Origin of the sequence: Microbacterium sp. NPDC089188, from assembly GCF_040685155.1 — a bacterium.
GTDB lineage: Bacteria > Actinomycetota > Actinomycetes > Actinomycetales > Microbacteriaceae > Microbacterium > Microbacterium galbum.
In genome coordinates, this window is the sequence record NZ_JBFBHH010000001.1 from 946,294 (window position 1) to 961,482 (window position 15,189).

A 15,189-nucleotide genomic window follows, 5' to 3' on the forward strand; every position below is an offset into this window, starting at 1 on the left:
TGTCAGCCCATTTCTGGAGGGACTGAGATGTTCGAGAGATTCACCGACCGTGCCCGTCGTGTGGTCGTCCTCGCCCAAGAAGAGGCGAAGATGCTCAACCACAACTACATCGGCACCGAGCACATCCTGCTCGGGCTGATCCACGAGGGCGAGGGTGTCGCTGCCAAGGCGCTCGAGTCGCTCGGCATCTCGCTCGACGCCGTGCGCGAGCAGGTGCAGGACATCATCGGCCAGGGTCAGCAGCAGCCGACCGGCCACATCCCCTTCACGCCGCGTGCGAAGAAGGTGCTCGAGCTGTCGCTGCGCGAGGCGCTGCAGCTCGGCCACAACTACATCGGCACTGAGCACATCCTGCTCGGCCTCATCCGCGAGGGCGAGGGCGTCGCAGCGCAGGTGCTCGTCAAGCTCGGCGCCGACCTCAACAAGGTGCGCCAGCAGGTCATCCAGCTGCTCTCGGGCTACCAGGGCAAGGAGCCCGCGGGAGTGGCGACCGGTGCCGGCGAGCAGCAGTCCTCGGGTGCGCAGGGCGGCTCGGCCGTCCTCGACCAGTTCGGACGAAACCTCACCCAGGCCGCGCGCGACAACAAGCTCGACCCCGTCATCGGGCGCGAGAAGGAGATCGAGCGCGTGATGCAGATCCTGTCGCGCCGGTCGAAGAACAACCCCGTCCTCATCGGCGAGCCCGGTGTCGGAAAGACCGCCGTCGTCGAGGGCCTCGCCCAGGCCATCGTCAAGGGCGACGTCCCCGAGACGCTGAAGGACAAGCAGGTCTACTCGCTCGACCTCGGTTCGCTCATCGCCGGTTCCCGCTACCGCGGCGACTTCGAAGAGCGCCTGAAGAAGGTCACCAAGGAGATCCGCACGCGCGGCGACATCATCGTCTTCATCGATGAGATCCACACCCTCGTGGGTGCGGGAGCCGCCGAGGGCGCGATCGACGCGGCATCCATCCTCAAGCCCCTCCTCGCCCGTGGTGAGCTCCAGACCATCGGTGCCACCACGCTCGACGAGTACCGCAAGCACTTCGAGAAGGATGCCGCTCTCGAGCGCCGCTTCCAGCCGATCCAGGTGGCCGAGCCGAGCCTGCCCCACGCGATCAACATCCTGAAGGGGCTGCGCGACCGCTACGAGGCGCACCACAAGGTGCAGATCACCGACGGCGCGATCGTCGCGGCGGCCAATCTCGCCGACCGCTACATCAGCGACCGCTTCCTGCCCGACAAGGCCATCGACCTGATCGACGAGGCCGGTGCCCGCCTGCGGCTGTCGATCCTGTCGTCGCCGCCGGAGCTGCGCGAGTTCGACGAGAAGATCGCCAAGGTCCGCGAGCAGAAGGAGCAGGCCTCCGAGGAGCAGGACTTCGAGAAGGCCGCGTCGCTGCGTGACGAGGAGAAGTCGCTCCTCGCCGAGCGTCTGCGCCTCGAGAAGCAGTGGCGCTCGGGCGATGTCGCCTCCCACGCGGTGGTCGACGAGGGCCTGATCGCCGAGGTGCTCGCCCAGGCGACCGGCATCCCGGTGTTCAAGCTCACCGAGGAGGAGTCCAGCCGCCTCATGTTCATGGAGAAGGCCCTGCACCAGCGGGTCATCGGCCAGGAAGAGGCGATCGCGGCCCTCTCGCGCACGATCCGTCGTCAGCGCGCGGGCCTCAAGGACCCCAAGCGCCCCTCGGGCTCGTTCATCTTCGCCGGCCCCACCGGTGTCGGAAAGACCGAGCTCGCCAAGGCGCTCGCCGAGTTCCTGTTCGACGACGAGGGCGCGCTGATCTCCCTCGACATGTCGGAGTTCGGCGAGAAGCACACCGTCTCGCGCCTGTTCGGTGCCCCTCCCGGGTTCGTCGGCTTCGAAGAGGGCGGCCAGCTCACCGAGAAGGTGCGCCGCAAGCCGTTCTCGGTCGTGCTCTTCGACGAGATCGAGAAGGCCCACCCCGACATCTTCAACTCGCTGCTGCAGATCCTCGAAGAGGGTCGCCTGACCGACGGTCAGGGTCGCGTCATCGACTTCAAGAACACCGTGATCATCATGACGACGAACCTCGGTTCGTCGGCGATCGCCGGTGGTCCCGTGGGCTTCCAGGTCGAGGGCAGCGCCCAGACCTCGTACGAGCGCATGAAGGGCAAGGTCGACGAAGAGCTCAAGCGCCACTTCAAGCCCGAGTTCCTCAACCGCGTCGACGACGTGATCGTCTTCCCGCAGCTGAACAAGGACGAGCTCCGTCAGATCGTCGGCCTGTTCGTCAAGCGCCTCGCCGACCGTCTGCTCGACCGCGACATGACGGTGGAGCTGTCGGACGACGCGAAGGACAAGCTCATCGAGATCGGGTTCGACCCCACGCTCGGTGCGCGTCCGCTGCGCCGCGCCATGCAGCGCGAGGTCGAGGACCGTCTGAGCGAGAAGATCCTGCACGGTGAGCTCGAGTCGGGCGACCACGTGAAGGTCGGCGTCGAGAACGGCCAGTTCACCTTCGACACCGCCCCGCGCGGAGAGAAGGTCGCGATCGGCGTCGGGACGGCCGGCGAGATCGCCGCGACGCCCGACACCCTCGCCGGGAGCTGACGCGTAACAGACAAGGGACCTGGATGCCACGGCATCCAGGTCCCTTCTGCGTTGCGGCGTACGCTGGGACGATGACCTCATCCGCGCCGTTCGTCGTCCGCCCTGCCGGAACGGCCGACGTCCGACGCATCCACGAACTGCTCGAGCCGTTCGTGCAGAAGCGCATCCTGCTGGGCAAGGACCTCGTCGTGCTCTACGGTTCGGTGCAGCAGTTCGTCGTCGCCGAGGCCGACGGTGTCGTCATCGGCTGCGGTGCGCTGCACGTGATGTGGGACGATCTCGCCGAGATCCGCACGCTCATCGTGCACGACGACTGGCTGCACCACGGCGTGGGGCGGGCGATCGTCGAAGACCTCGAGCAGCGCGCGCGAGAGCTGGGCGTCGTCCGGTTGTTCTGCCTGACCTTCGAGGTCGACTTCTTCACGCGGCGCGGATTCGCGCCGATCGGCGAGCAGGTCGTGGACCCCGACGTCTATTCGCAGCTCGTGCGGAGCCCTGACGAGGGCGTCGCGGAGTTCCTCGACCTCGCGCACGTGAAGCCCAACACGCTCGGCAACACCCGGATGCTCAAGCACCTCTGATCGTCCCCGCCTCCGCGGACAGGCCCGGAAGAGCCTGTGAGCGCGCCGTTGCGTGCGCGCCGTGGAATGCGGCCACGGCCGTGGCGCCTACCCTGGAACCATGACCGATGCCCCCCGTAGGCGGAGGCAGTCCCCGGCGGTCTACCGTCGTCGTCGTCTCGCGGCGGGCCTCCTGGCCCTCGTCGTGATCGGCCTCGTCGTGTGGCTCGTCGCGGCTCCGCCGTGGCGCTCCGCCCCGACAGCGCTCGACGCCCCCGCGCCCGCCGAGAGCACTCCCGCCGTCGCCCCCTCGTCGTCCGCCCCCGCGGCGGCACCGTCGACCTCTCCGACGCCGACCGCCAGCGCGCCCTCGGGGCCCGTCGAGTGCAGCGCGGCCGACATCACCGTCGAGGCGCTCTCCGACAAGGGCGAGTACGGCCAGGGGGAGAACCCGCAGCTGTCGATCCGGCTCACCAACACCTCGGCGAATCCGTGCACGATGAACGTCGGCACCAGCGCGCAGTCGTTCACCGTCACGAGCGGATCCGACGTCTGGTGGCGTTCGACCGATTGCCAGACCGAGCCGAGCGACATGGAGGTGACCCTGGCCGCCGGACAGGTCGTCACCAGCTCCGCCCCGCTCACGTGGGACCGCACGCGGTCGTCCGTCGGGTCGTGCGAGAGCGAGCGCCCGTACGCCCCGGGCGGAGGGGCGACGTATCACCTGAGCGTGTCGATCGGCGGCATCCCGTCCGCGGGGACGGCGTCGTTCGTGCTGCAGTGACGCCGGGTCGCGGCATCCCTTCGGGGCGTAATCCTCGCGCCCCGAACGACGGAGCGCGCCCCGAACCCGGGGGCTCCCTTGCCGAGGGAACGCGGCGGAGGGGCGGATGCCGCGGCATCCGCCCCTCCGCCGTTCTCGCTCAGGAGCGTCGGTCGCCGAAGACCTCGCCCTCCATCGCGTCGTAACCCTCCCTCTGCGGGTCGCCGTGCAGTCCGCCCGACAGGGCGTACTCCTCCTCGGGGGAGAGGACCAGGCGGTGGCGGCCGTAGACGGCGAAGGCGATGAAGATCACCGCGTAGACGACGATGATCGCGACGATGGCCAGCAGATACGCGGGGTTCAGCAGCAGCCCGAAGAACACCACCGCGGCGATGATCGCGGCCGAGTAGGCGCCGAACAGCCCCCACGGGCTCTTGTAGGGCCGGACGGCGTTCGGGAACTTCCGCCGCAGGACGATGAACGCGACCATCTGCAGGAAGTACGCCAGCACCGCGCCCCACACGGCGATGTTCAGCACGATCGCTCCGGCGGGGCTCGCGTCCCCGCCCGCCGCCTGCACGATCACCAGCGCGAGGAAGCCGAGGACCGCTCCGAACACGAGGGCGACCCAGGGCGTCTTGCGCGCCCCGGTGAGCGACAGCCAGCGCGGGTAGTAGCCGGCGCGCGAGAGCGAGTACATGTTGCGGCCATAGGCGAACATGATGCCCATCAGGGACGCCAGCAGCCCGACCAGTGCGAGCAGCGAGAGGAGGGCCGCGGCCTGATCGCCGACCATCGCGCGGAATCCGTCGAGCAGGGGCTCGAGCGACCCGCCGGTCTCCTCGGCTCCGAGAACGCCGGTGTTCAGGAACAGCACGATGAGGCCGGTCACGATGAGGGTGCCCCGCGCCCAGAGGCCGGCGCGCGGGATGTCACGGGCCGGGTCGTGCGACTCCTCGGCGGCGAGAGGGAGCTCCTCGATGCCGAGGAAGAACCACATCGCGAAGGGCAACGCGAGCAGGATCGAGCCCACGCCGAAGGGCAGGAACTCGGTGTTGCCGTCGGTGGGGGCGATGTTCCACAGCGAGCCCCAGTCGAACGCGCCGGACATCAGCGCCATCGCGCCGAAGACGACGATGATGCCGATCGAGATGATCGAGACGACGATGGCGAAACCGAACGAGATGTTCGCCCCCGCGGCGTTCAGAGCGATGAACAGCGCGTACAGGATGATCCACCACACGAAGGCCGGAAGGCTCACCCCGGTCAGCAGTTCGAGTGCCGAATCGGCGTACTGGCCCGAGAAGTAGACCACGACCGCCGTGGTCGCGACGTACTCGATCGTTTCGGCCAGGCCCGTCGCGAGACCGCCCCAGGGGCCCATCGCCGAGCGGGCGAACGAATACGCGCCGCCGGTGTGGGGCATGGCGGCGGCCATCTCGCCGATCGAGAACGTGAGGCCGTAGTACATGACGACGAGGACGACGAAGGCGATCAGCATGCCGCCGAAACCGGCGAAGCCGATGCCGAAGTTCCACCCCGAGAAGTCGCCCGAGATGACCGCGGCGACCGCGAGACCCCACAGGCCCCACACGCCCGCCGAGCGTTTCAGGGTGCGTTTCTCGAAGTAGCCGGCATCCGTTGCCGTATAGGTGGCTCCGGCGACCTTTTTGCGGGAACTGCTCGAGGTGGACATGTGACCTCCAAGAAGATGCGGGCAGGCGTCGGGCTCGCCTTTGCGGAAGATCATGGCCCTCTATTGGTCGACCTGTCTACCTTTGGCGTGTAAGTTCCTCGTTACGTCCTCCGCACCGGAGGGCGTCGGAGAGGCGAGAGGGACACGACACATGGCGGGCAATCTCACCACCGACGACCTGGATGCCGCGATCGAGGCGGGAGAGATCGACACCGTCGTCGTCGCCTTCCCCGACGCGCAGGGCCGGCTGGTCGGAAAGCGCGTGGCCGCGCGGTTCTGGCGCGACGAGGTGCGGGGGCACGGGGCCGAGGCGTGCAACTACCTGCTCTCCGTCGACGTCGACCTCAACACCGTCGACGGCTACGCGATGTCGAGCTGGGAGAAGGGCTACGGCGACATGCTGCTCATCCCCGACCTCGACACCCTCCGTCGCATCCCGTGGCAGCCGGGTACGGCGTTGGTCTTCGCGGACCTGGCGTGGGAGGACCGCGAACGAGTCGTGCAGTCGCCCCGCGGCATCCTGAACGCCCAGCGCGAGCGGCTCGCGGAGCGCGGTCTCACCGCCTACGCGGGGACGGAACTGGAGTTCATCGTCTTCGACGACTCGTTCCGCGACGCATGGGCGAAGGGATACACCGGGCTCACCCCCTCGACCGACTACAACGTGGACTACAACCTCCTGGCCACCACGCGCCTGGAGCCGTTGCTGCGCGACATCCGTCTCGGCATGGACGGAGCGGGAATGTACTGCGAGGGCGTGAAGGGCGAGTGCAACTTCGGTCAGCAGGAGATCGCCTTCCGCTATGCCGAGGCGCTCGAGACCGCCGACAATCACACGCTCTACAAGAACGGCGCCAAGGAGATCGCCGACCGCCACGGCAAGTCGCTGACGTTCATGGCGAAGTTCAACGAGCGCGAGGGCAACAGCTGCCACATCCACCTCTCGGTGCGCGGCGACGGCGGCGATCCCGTCATGGCGGGCGACGGGGAGCACGGCTTCAGCCCGCTCATGGAGCACTGGATCGCCGGCATCCTGGCCACCCTCCGCGAGTTCACGCTGCTGTACGCCCCCACGATCAACTCGTACAAGCGCTACGCGAAGGGCTCGTTCGCACCGACCGGTGTCGCGTGGGGCGTCGACAACCGCACATGCGCGCTGCGCGTCGTCGGCCACGGGGCATCGCTGCGGGTCGAGAACCGCGTGCCCGGGGGAGACGTGAACCCCTACCTGGCGATCTCGGCCATCATCGCCGGAGGCCTCTACGGCGTCGAGAACGAGCTCGAGCTGCCCGCCCCGCTCACCGGCAACGCGTACGCGGCGGGCGTCGACACCCTGCCCACGACCCTGCGCGAGGCGGCGCGACTCTTCAGTGAGTCGGCGATCGCCCGCGCCGCCTTCGGCGACGACGTCGTCGAGCACTACCTCAACCAGGCGCGCATCGAGGTCGAGGCCTTCGACGCCGCCGTGACCGATTGGGAGCGGGTGCGTGGTTTCGAGCGCCTCTGATCCGAGCAGGACCCCCGTGGTGGGGCTCACCACCTATCTCGAACGAGCGAAGCAGGGCGTGTGGGACGTGCGTGCATCGTTCCTGCCGCAGCAGTACTTCGACGCGGTGACCGCCTCGGGCGCCGCCGCCGTGCTGCTCCCGCCGCAGCCCCGACCCGCCGAGGCCGCCGCCGCCGTGCTCGAGGGCCTCGACGGGCTCATCCTCACCGGTGGTCTCGACGTGCAGCCCGAGCTCTACGGCGACGAACGGCACCCGACCACCGACCCCGCGCGCGCCGACCGCGACGCGTGGGAGATCGCGCTGCTCGCGGGGGCGCGGGAGCGCGGCATCCCGGTCTTCGGCATCTGCCGCGGGCTCCAGCTCATCAACGTCGCGATGGGCGGGACGCTGCACCAGCACCTGCCCGACGCGCTCGGCACCGAGCGGTACCGCATCGGCGGCGGCGTCTTCGCCGAGAACGTCGTCGAGGTGGATGCCGACACCCGCCTCGCCGGCCTCGTCGGGGCCGGCGCGCTCACCGTCCACAGCTACCACCATCAGGGAGTCGACCGCGTCGCCGAGGGTCTCGTCGTCACCGCCCGGACGGACGACGGTCTGGTTCAGGCCGTCGAGACCGAGGGGGACGACTACCTCGTCGCCGTGCAGTGGCATCCGGAGGAGAACGCCGAGGACCGGCGGTTGTTCCTCGGGCTCGTGGCCGCCGCGGCACGCTACCGCGCCTCGCATTCCTCCGCGCACCAGGGAGTCTCCGCATGAGCACCTTCACCGTCATCGACCCCTCGACCGGATCGCCGATCACGACGCTGCCGCGCGCCGAGATCGAGCAGGTGGATGCCGCCGTCGCCGACGCCGTGCGCGCGCAACGCGCGTGGGCCGGGCTCGCCCCCGTCGCCCGCGCCGACGCGCTGCGGGCGTTCGCGCGCGTCGTCGAGGCGCACGTCGAGGAACTCGCCGCGCTCGAGGTGCGCAACTCGGGCCACCCGATCGGGTCCGCCCGGTGGGAGGCGCAGCACGTCGCCCAGGTGCTGAACTACTACGCCGGTGCCCCCGAACGCCTGATCGGATCGCAGATCCCGGTCGCCGGCGGTCTCGATGTGACTTACCACGAGGCCTACGGGGTCGTCGGGATCATCGTGCCGTGGAACTTCCCCATGACGATCGCCGCGTGGGGCTTCGCGCCCGCGCTCGCCGCGGGCAACGCCGTGGTGCTCAAGCCCGCCGAGCTCACGCCCCTGACCGCCATGCGTCTCGGGGAGCTCGCCCTCGAAGCAGGTCTCCCGGAGGGGCTGTTCCAGGTCATCGTGGGGTCGGGCTCGGTCGTCGGTCAGCGGTTCGTCTCGCACCCCGACGTGCACAAGGTCGTCTTCACGGGGTCCACCGAGGTCGGGACCGAGGTCGCTGCCGGGTGCGCGCGGATGCTCAAGCCCGTCACCCTCGAGCTCGGCGGAAAGAGCGCGAACATCGTCTTCGCCGACGCTGATCTCGAGAAGGCCGCGGCGGGGGTGCCGGGGTCCGTCTTCGACAACGCCGGCCAGGACTGCTGCGCCCGCAGCCGCCTGCTCGTCGAGCGGAGCGTCTTCGACCGGTTCCTCGAGATGCTCGAACCCGCGGTGGCCGCGTGGAAGGTCGGCGACCCGCACGACGAGTCGACCCAGATGGGCCCGCTCATCTCGGCATCCCACCGCTCCACCGTCGAGAGCTTCCTCGACGGCGTCGATGTCGCCTTCCGAGGATCGGCGCCCGAGGGTGACGGTTTCTGGTTCGCCCCGGCCGTCGTGCTCGCCCAGCCCGGCGACCGCATCGCGCGCGACGAGGTCTTCGGGCCCGTGCTCGCGGTGATGCCGTTCGACGACGAAGCGGATGCCATCCGCCTCGCCAACGACACCGCCTATGGCCTCGCGGGCTCGATCTGGACCGAGAACCTGGGGCGTGGCATCCGGGTCTCGCGCGGGGTGCGCAGCGGTGTGCTGTCGGTGAACTCGCACTCGTCGGTGCGCTACGCGACCCCCTTCGGCGGTATGAAGGCGTCCGGCCTCGGCCGGGAGCTCGGTCCGGATGCCGCCGAGCACTTCACCGAGGTGAAGAACGTGTTCTACGCCACCGAGTGATCTGCCCCTCGCCCCCCTGTCCCACTTATGACGGTCCTCGTCCCACTTATGGCCACTTCGGAGGCTCCCAACCAGCCATAAGTGGGACGAGGTTCGGCTCGAAAGGAACCACCGCACCATGACCATCGACCTCACCCAGCGTCTGCGCGACCGCGTCGCCATCATCACCGGCGGGGCCAGCGGCATCGGCCTCGCGACCGCCCGCCGCTTCGCCGCCGAGGGCGCGCGCGTCGTCATCGCCGATCTCGACGAGACCACGGGCACGACCGCCGCCACCGAGGTGGGCGGGGTGTTCCGACAGGTGAACGTCGCCGACGAGGCATCCGTCGACGCCCTCTTCGACGGCGTCGCCGCCGACCTCGGCAGCGTCGACATCGCCTTCAACAACGCCGGCATCTCGCCGGCCGACGATGACTCGATCGAGACGACCGAGCTGCCTGCCTGGGATCGCGTGCAGGACGTCAACCTCAAGAGCGTGTACCTGTGCTCCCGCGCGGCGCTGCGGCACATGGTGCCCGCAGGCCGCGGCTCGATCATCAACACCGCCTCGTTCGTCGCGCTGCTGGGCTCGGCGACCTCGCAGATCTCGTACACCGCGTCGAAGGGCGGAGTCCTCGCGATGACCCGCGAGCTCGGCGTGCAGTTCGCCCGGCAGGGGATCCGGGTGAACGCCCTGTGCCCGGGACCGGTGAACACCCCCCTCCTGCAGGAGCTGTTCGCCAAGGACCCCGAGCGGGCGCAGCGCCGACTCGTGCACGTGCCGATGGGCCGGTTCGCGGACCCCGCCGAGATGGCCGCGGCGGTGGCGTTCCTGGCATCCGACGACGCGTCGTTCATCACCGCGACGGCCTTCGTGGTCGACGGCGGGATCACCAACGCGTACGTGACGCCCCTGTGACCTGGGGCATGACAGGCTGAGGTGATGACCGAAGCGCCGTTGGACGATCTGCGCCGGGCCGTCTACAGACCCGTCCGCAGCGGCAACGCGCTCGAGGACACCACCGCGCGCATCGTCCAGACCGTGCGGTTGGGCCTGGTCGCTCCGGGGGAGTCGCTGCCCGCCGAGCGCGAGCTGGCGGCGCTGTACGGCGTGAGTCGCGACACGGTGCGCGAGGCGATCCGCGAGCTCGCCGACGCCGGGTGGCTCGAGACGCGGCGCGGTCGCTACGGCGGGACGTTCGTCGTCGATCCGGTGCCGCGTCCGTCGGAGCCGGCCGTGGTGTCGCCCGCCGAGCTCAGCGACGTCGTCGCCCTGCGCGGCGTCCTCGAGCCCGGGGCCGCGTGGGCGGCCGCCGGGCGCTCGCTCTCCGCCGACGAGCGCGACGTGCTGTGGGCCCGGCACGAGGCCGCCGCCGTCGCCGGGGGAGTGGACTACCGCCGGCTCGACACGCTGCTGCACCTGACGATCGCGGAGCTCGCCGGCATCCCCTCTCTCGTTCCCCTCGTCGCCGACAACCGCGCGCGGGTCAACGCGTGGCTCGACACGTTCCCGCTGCTGCCCCGCAACATCGATCACTCCACCTCGCAGCACGCCGCGATCGTGTCGGCGATCCTCTCGGGCCGACCGGATGCCGCCCACGCGGCGATGCGCGATCACCTCGCCGGATCCGAGGCGTTGCTCCGGGGGTTCCTGGCGTAGGTCGGCTGCCCAGCGGCGTCGCGGCCTGGCATGCCCGTTCGGGACGCGTTCCTCGCCGTAGGGCGTGGGATCGCAGGTTCCGCCCCGAACCCGGGATTGCGGCGGCGGGCGGACGCCGGGGCGGGAGGGGCGGGGAATGGATGCCGCGGATAGGCTCGGAGGATGGCCGGGAGCAAGAAGCGCAAGGGAAAGAAGCACGACATGGACTTCAAGAACACCGCGCTCACCGATGCCCTGCAGACGCAGGACATGGCCGCCATCGCCTTCGCTCTCCGGCACGGACCCACGGTCGTTCCGCTCATGACCCCGGGAGACGCCGACGACCCGCGCAGCGTGGGCGAGGTCTGGACCTACCGCGACCCGAACACCGGACAGCTGGCGCTGCTGCTCTTCAGCGACGCGGCGCACAAGCCCGAGACACTGCCGCCGCACGTCGCCTTGCAGTCGCCGCAGTGGCTCCGATCGTTCCTCGGCGCGCATCAGGATGCCATCACCACGGTGTTCATCGACATCGCGGGGCCGCACCCGATCCAGGCGTCGCCCGCCGACCTGATCGCCGCGCTCGACGCCTGAGGCGACGGCCGCGGCGCGATTACCGGCGGCTCGCCGCCGTCCGTGTGCACAGCGGCGGGTGGAGGTGTCGACTCGCCGGTGGAGTGCGCGTACTGGACGGCGTGTCGTCCAGCGGGCCCGCCGTTGTGCTCGGACGGGGCGGTGGGCGAGCAGTGGGGCGTGGCGGTCGTCGCGGGTGCTCCGGCCGGGGGATGCGTCGAAGGTGAAAGACCCGAGTCGCGCGGGTGAAGGACGCGTGCGAGACTCGACGGCATGGAGTACGTGATCGCCGGCGCCGTGTGCGCCGCCGGACTTGTCATCCCCGTCGTCCTGGGAATTACCTCCCCGCACCGCCGTCGCCGGTCGGCTCCTCCGGGCCGCTGACGGCGGGGACGTTCAGCCCGCCCCGGGCGCCGCGAACGGGGGGACGGCTGGCGTTCCCGTCACGGTATGCATCGCCCTCGGTGGGGCGACCGCCGCTGTCGCGCCGAACGTCGGGGGAGGGTCAGAATTCCGGGTCGGTGTCGTCGCGCGGGACGCCGCGCACCTGCAGCTCGTTCAACGCCTGCGCGAGCTTGCGCGACGAGGCGTCGAGCACGGTGTGATAGCCCAGCCGCTTCGCCTCGGACGCGCGCTGAGCGGCCTGCGTGACGTTGCGGATCTCGCCCGTGAGCGTCAGCTCGCCGATCGCCGCGAGACGCTTCGACACCTTGCGGTTCTTCACCGCGTTGGCGACGGCGATGGCGATCGCCAGGTCGGCGGCGGGCTCGACGAGGCGCACACCGCCCACGGTCGAGACGTACACGTCGCGGTCGGAGAGCGTGAGACCCATGCGGCTCTCGAGCACCGCGAGCACCATCGCGACGCGGGAGGAGTCGACGCCGTTCACGATGCGGCGGGGATTGGGAGCCGTCTGCCGCACGGCCAGGGCTTGGATCTCGACCGGCAGGGCGCGGCGGCCCTCCATCGCGATCGTGACGCAGGTTCCGGGCTCGGGCTCGCCGTGGCCGAGGAAGAGGGCGCTCGGGTCGGCGACCTCGGCGATACCGGTGCCGGTCATGTCGAAGCACCCGACCTCGTCGGTGGGGCCGAAGCGGTTCTTCAGCGCTCGCACGAAGCGCAGCGAGGTCTGACGGTCGCCCTCGAAGTGGCACACGACGTCGACGAGATGCTCGAGGATGCGCGGACCGGCGATCGAGCCGTCTTTGGTGACGTGGCCGACGATGATCACCGGGAGCCCGCGCTCCTTCGCGACGCGGATGAGAGCGGACGCGACCTCCCGCACCTGCGCGGGCTGCCCCGCCGCCCCGTCGCTGTGAGCCGACGAGACCGTCTGGACGGAGTCGACGATGAGCAGCCCGGGCTCCACCTGGTCGATGTGCCCGAGGATCGTGGCGAGATCGGTCTCGGCCGCGAGGAACAGCTCGTCGTGCAGTGCTCCGGTGCGCTCGGCGCGCAGGCGCACCTGCGCGGCGGACTCTTCGCCGCTGGCGTAGAGAACGCGGCGTCCGGCGCGGGCGCTCTGCGCCGCGACCTCGAGCAGCAGGGTCGACTTGCCGACGCCGGGCTCGCCGCTCAGCAGGATCGCGGCGCCCGGGACGACGCCCCCGCCGAGGACACGGTCGAACTCGCCGACGCCGCTCGTTCGACGCGGGGCGTCTTGCGTGTCGATCTCGGTGATGCGCCGCGCGGCGCGGGCCGCTCCCGGCGCCACCGGCGTGATCGATCGGACGATGCCGGTCTGCTCGGCGGCCTCGACCACCGTGCCCCACGACTGGCACTCGCCGCAGCGCCCGACCCACTTCAGCGTCGTCCACCCGCACTCGGTGCACCGGTAGGGAGCGGGAGCGGTTGCCGGACGACGGGATGCCATGGGTTCAGGCTACGCGGGGCCTCCGACATCGACCGCGCCTCGTCCACGGCATCCGGAATCGGCACGTCCGGGGAGCGCGCCGATGAACGCCCCCTGTGCGGGAAAACGGCGCGAGAGCGTATCTATCGGCAGGGAGAGCGTTCATCGCGGGTGGAGGCGAGGGCGCCTCAGCCGCGGAGCGAGTCGGCGACCGTCGTGAGGGCGTCCGCCGAGCGGCGCAGGAGCGTCTTCTCGTGGTCGGAGAACGGCGTCGCGGCGATGGGCACCGCGCCCCGTGCCGACACGATCGACGGCACCGACAGGGCCATGCCGTCGACGCCGTGGAAGTTCGACAGGACGGTGCTCACGGGGAGGATCGCGTGCTCGTCGCGCAGGATCGCCTCGACGATGCGGGCGCTCGAGAGCCCGATGGCGTAGTTGGTGGCGCCCTTGCCTTTGATCACCTTGTAGGCGGCGTCACGGACGTCGACGGCGATGGCATCCAGTTCGTCCTGGTCGAAGTAAGAGCCGTCGGGCAGCTCGAACTCCGTGATGGGGACCGAGCCGATCGTCGCGGTCGACCACAGGGGGAACTCGGTGTCGCCGTGCTCGCCGACGATCCACGCGTGGACGCTCGAGGTGGCGACGCCGGCGCGCTGGGCGATCTTCCACCGCAGGCGCGACGTGTCGAGCACCGTGCCGGAGGCGAAGATGCGCCGCGTCGGCAGGCCGGTGGCCTCCTGAGCGAGCACGGTGAGCACGTCGCACGGGTTCGTGACGATCACGTAGATCGCGTTCGGGGCGACCTCGAGCAGCTGCGGCATCATGTCGCGGATGATGCGGGCGTTGGTGGCGGCGAGCTCGGTGCGGGTCTGGCCGGGGTTCTGCTTCGCTCCGGCCGTGATGACGACGACGTGCGACCCCTCGGCGACGGCGACGTCGCTGCCGCCGGTGATGTCGCTCGATCCGGTGAACTGCGTGCCGTGGGCGAGGTCGAGCACCTCGGCCTCGACCTTCTCGGCGGCGATGTCGTACAGCGCGACGTGGCGGGCCGACCCGCGGATGAGAGCCGCGTACGCGACGCTCGCCCCCACGCTTCCCGCGCCCACGACCGTCAGCTTCGAGTTCTCGATCACGCTCATGGCTCGATCCTGGCAGCGCGCGCGAAACGGCTCCACAGGGGTGCTTCGACGGTGGAGGAACGGATGCCGGATGCCGATCCGGCGCCGATTCGCGGCATCCCGGAGAGTGTCGTAAGCTAGTCGGCGGTGACGTGTCCGAGCGGCCGAAGGTGCAACACTCGAAATGTTGTGTAGGTTCACCCCTACCGTGGGTTCAAATCCCACCGTCACCGCCACCACGAAGGCCCTGAATCCTCACGGATTCGGGGCCTTCGTCATGTTCTTCCCGAGATGTGCGGACAGGTGCGGCCTGCCACGATGAGTGCATGCCCGTCATCGAGTCCCGCTGCGTCGTCCCGGTCGATCCGAGCACGGCGTTCGCCGTCTCGCAGACCACCGGTGAGATCCGCAAGCGATGGGATCCGTTCATCCGACGCCAGTACTTCGTCGACGGCGCGACCGCCCCGGGCAAGGGCGTGCGGACCCACACCGTGCAGCGTTTCGGCTTCCGCATGGAGAGCGAGTACGTCTCATACAACCCGCCGTCGAACGTCGGCATGAAGATGACGAAGGGGTCGTGGTTCTTCGAACGACTCGCTGGCGGGTGGAAGTTCACCCCCGTCGCCCACGACCCGCACAGCACTCTCGCCGTGTGGCGCTACAACTTCGCGTGCCGCCCCCGGTGGCTGGCGCCGCTCGCCGAACGGATCGGCGCGCTGCTGCTGCAGCACGACATGGACCGGCGCATCCGGGGCTTCGCTCGAGGATGCAGCGACCCGCTCGTGCTGGCCGCGGTGCGCTGACCGCGTCGCCGGCGTAGGGCGACGGGGAGCCCCG

13 protein-coding genes and 1 tRNA gene are annotated in these 15,189 nt (G+C 70.0%); 11 read left to right on the forward strand and 3 right to left on the reverse strand.

The features are described from left to right. Positions 1-27: 27 nt before the first annotated feature. The 3 genes from AB0N80_RS04355 to AB0N80_RS04365 all read left to right on the forward strand — a co-directional run bounded on the left by AB0N80_RS04355 (position 28) and on the right by AB0N80_RS04365 (position 3,897). Positions 28-2,553 (forward strand): ATP-dependent Clp protease ATP-binding subunit, encoded by a 2,526-nt coding sequence (locus AB0N80_RS04355; RefSeq protein ID WP_315993747.1) that lies wholly within the window; start codon positions 28-30, stop codon positions 2,551-2,553. Positions 2,554-2,624: 71 nt separating this feature from the next. After that, positions 2,625-3,134, forward strand: coding sequence for an amino-acid N-acetyltransferase (locus AB0N80_RS04360; protein WP_363577759.1), 510 nt, complete (start codon positions 2,625-2,627; stop codon positions 3,132-3,134). A gap of 100 nt (positions 3,135-3,234) precedes the next feature. Next, positions 3,235-3,897, forward strand: coding sequence for a hypothetical protein (locus tag AB0N80_RS04365; protein ID WP_315993745.1), 663 nt, complete (start codon positions 3,235-3,237; stop codon positions 3,895-3,897). Positions 3,898-4,036: 139 nt separating this feature from the next. Here AB0N80_RS04365 and AB0N80_RS04370 read toward each other — a convergent pair whose 3' ends face one another. Continuing rightward, positions 4,037-5,572, reverse strand: a complete 1,536-nt coding sequence (locus tag AB0N80_RS04370; protein ID WP_363577761.1) for an amino acid permease — start codon at positions 5,570-5,572, stop codon at positions 4,037-4,039. Between the two features lie 151 nt (positions 5,573-5,723). Here AB0N80_RS04370 and AB0N80_RS04375 point away from each other — a divergent pair, with 151 nt between their 5' ends. From AB0N80_RS04375 to AB0N80_RS04400, 6 genes are all read left to right on the forward strand, one after another. After that, positions 5,724-7,079: a glutamine synthetase family protein gene (locus AB0N80_RS04375; RefSeq protein ID WP_363577763.1), complete on the forward strand. Its 1,356-nt coding sequence runs from the start codon at positions 5,724-5,726 to the stop codon at positions 7,077-7,079. Next, positions 7,060-7,836: a gamma-glutamyl-gamma-aminobutyrate hydrolase family protein gene (locus tag AB0N80_RS04380; RefSeq protein ID WP_363577765.1), complete on the forward strand. Its 777-nt coding sequence runs from the start codon at positions 7,060-7,062 to the stop codon at positions 7,834-7,836. Before AB0N80_RS04375 ends, AB0N80_RS04380 begins: the two co-directional genes overlap by 20 nt. Next, positions 7,833-9,188 (forward strand): aldehyde dehydrogenase family protein, encoded by a 1,356-nt coding sequence (locus AB0N80_RS04385; RefSeq protein ID WP_363577767.1) that lies wholly within the window; start codon positions 7,833-7,835, stop codon positions 9,186-9,188. The genes AB0N80_RS04380 and AB0N80_RS04385 overlap by 4 nt, the downstream gene beginning before the upstream one ends. A 118-nt stretch (positions 9,189-9,306) precedes the next feature. Then, a complete protein-coding gene (locus tag AB0N80_RS04390) occupies positions 9,307-10,086 on the forward strand; it encodes a 3-oxoacyl-ACP reductase (RefSeq protein ID WP_363577769.1) in 780 nt (259 codons plus the stop codon). 24 nt (positions 10,087-10,110) lie between these two features. Beyond that, complete coding sequence (locus AB0N80_RS04395; protein WP_363387362.1) at positions 10,111-10,827, forward strand: GntR family transcriptional regulator; 717 nt, start codon at positions 10,111-10,113, stop codon at positions 10,825-10,827. A 162-nt stretch (positions 10,828-10,989) separates the two neighbouring features. Continuing rightward, on the forward strand, positions 10,990-11,400 hold the full coding sequence (locus AB0N80_RS04400) for a dehydrogenase (protein WP_315993738.1): 411 nt from the start codon (positions 10,990-10,992) through the stop codon (positions 11,398-11,400). Positions 11,401-11,884: 484 nt separating this feature from the next. On the opposite strand, the gene radA is transcribed toward AB0N80_RS04400, so the two are convergent. Both radA and AB0N80_RS04410 read right to left on the reverse strand, forming a co-directional pair. Beyond that, a complete protein-coding gene (radA, locus tag AB0N80_RS04405) occupies positions 11,885-13,252 on the reverse strand; it encodes a DNA repair protein RadA (RefSeq protein WP_363577772.1) in 1,368 nt (455 codons plus the stop codon). Positions 13,253-13,419: 167 nt separating this feature from the next. After that, positions 13,420-14,373, reverse strand: coding sequence for an L-lactate dehydrogenase (locus AB0N80_RS04410; RefSeq protein ID WP_363577774.1), 954 nt, complete (start codon positions 14,371-14,373; stop codon positions 13,420-13,422). A 125-nt stretch (positions 14,374-14,498) separates the two neighbouring features. Between AB0N80_RS04410 and AB0N80_RS04415 the strand changes: the two genes are divergently transcribed. Both AB0N80_RS04415 and AB0N80_RS04420 read left to right on the forward strand, forming a co-directional pair. After that, positions 14,499-14,588: transfer RNA gene (locus tag AB0N80_RS04415), tRNA-Ser, on the forward strand. Positions 14,589-14,678: 90 nt separating this feature from the next. Beyond that, the gene (locus AB0N80_RS04420; RefSeq protein ID WP_363577776.1) at positions 14,679-15,155 is read left to right on the forward strand and encodes an SRPBCC family protein; all 477 of its coding nucleotides are present in this window, start codon (positions 14,679-14,681) and stop codon (positions 15,153-15,155) included. The last annotated feature ends 34 nt before the right edge of the window (positions 15,156-15,189 follow it).

Coding starts and splice junctions, on each gene's coding strand:
- AB0N80_RS04355 (WP_315993747.1), top strand. CDS start 28: ATGTTCGAGAGATTCACCGACCGTGCCCGTCGTGTGGTCGTCCTCGCC.
- AB0N80_RS04360 (WP_363577759.1), top strand. CDS start 2,625: ATGACCTCATCCGCGCCGTTCGTCGTCCGCCCTGCCGGAACGGCCGAC.
- AB0N80_RS04365 (WP_315993745.1), top strand. CDS start 3,235: ATGACCGATGCCCCCCGTAGGCGGAGGCAGTCCCCGGCGGTCTACCGT.
- AB0N80_RS04370 (WP_363577761.1), bottom strand. CDS start 5,572: ATGTCCACCTCGAGCAGTTCCCGCAAAAAGGTCGCCGGAGCCACCTAT.
- AB0N80_RS04375 (WP_363577763.1), top strand. CDS start 5,724: ATGGCGGGCAATCTCACCACCGACGACCTGGATGCCGCGATCGAGGCG.
- AB0N80_RS04385 (WP_363577767.1), top strand. CDS start 7,833: ATGAGCACCTTCACCGTCATCGACCCCTCGACCGGATCGCCGATCACG.
- AB0N80_RS04390 (WP_363577769.1), top strand. CDS start 9,307: ATGACCATCGACCTCACCCAGCGTCTGCGCGACCGCGTCGCCATCATC.
- AB0N80_RS04395 (WP_363387362.1), top strand. CDS start 10,111: ATGACCGAAGCGCCGTTGGACGATCTGCGCCGGGCCGTCTACAGACCC.
- AB0N80_RS04400 (WP_315993738.1), top strand. CDS start 10,990: ATGGCCGGGAGCAAGAAGCGCAAGGGAAAGAAGCACGACATGGACTTC.
- radA (WP_363577772.1), bottom strand. CDS start 13,252: ATGGCATCCCGTCGTCCGGCAACCGCTCCCGCTCCCTACCGGTGCACC.
- AB0N80_RS04410 (WP_363577774.1), bottom strand. CDS start 14,373: ATGAGCGTGATCGAGAACTCGAAGCTGACGGTCGTGGGCGCGGGAAGC.
- AB0N80_RS04420 (WP_363577776.1), top strand. CDS start 14,679: ATGCCCGTCATCGAGTCCCGCTGCGTCGTCCCGGTCGATCCGAGCACG.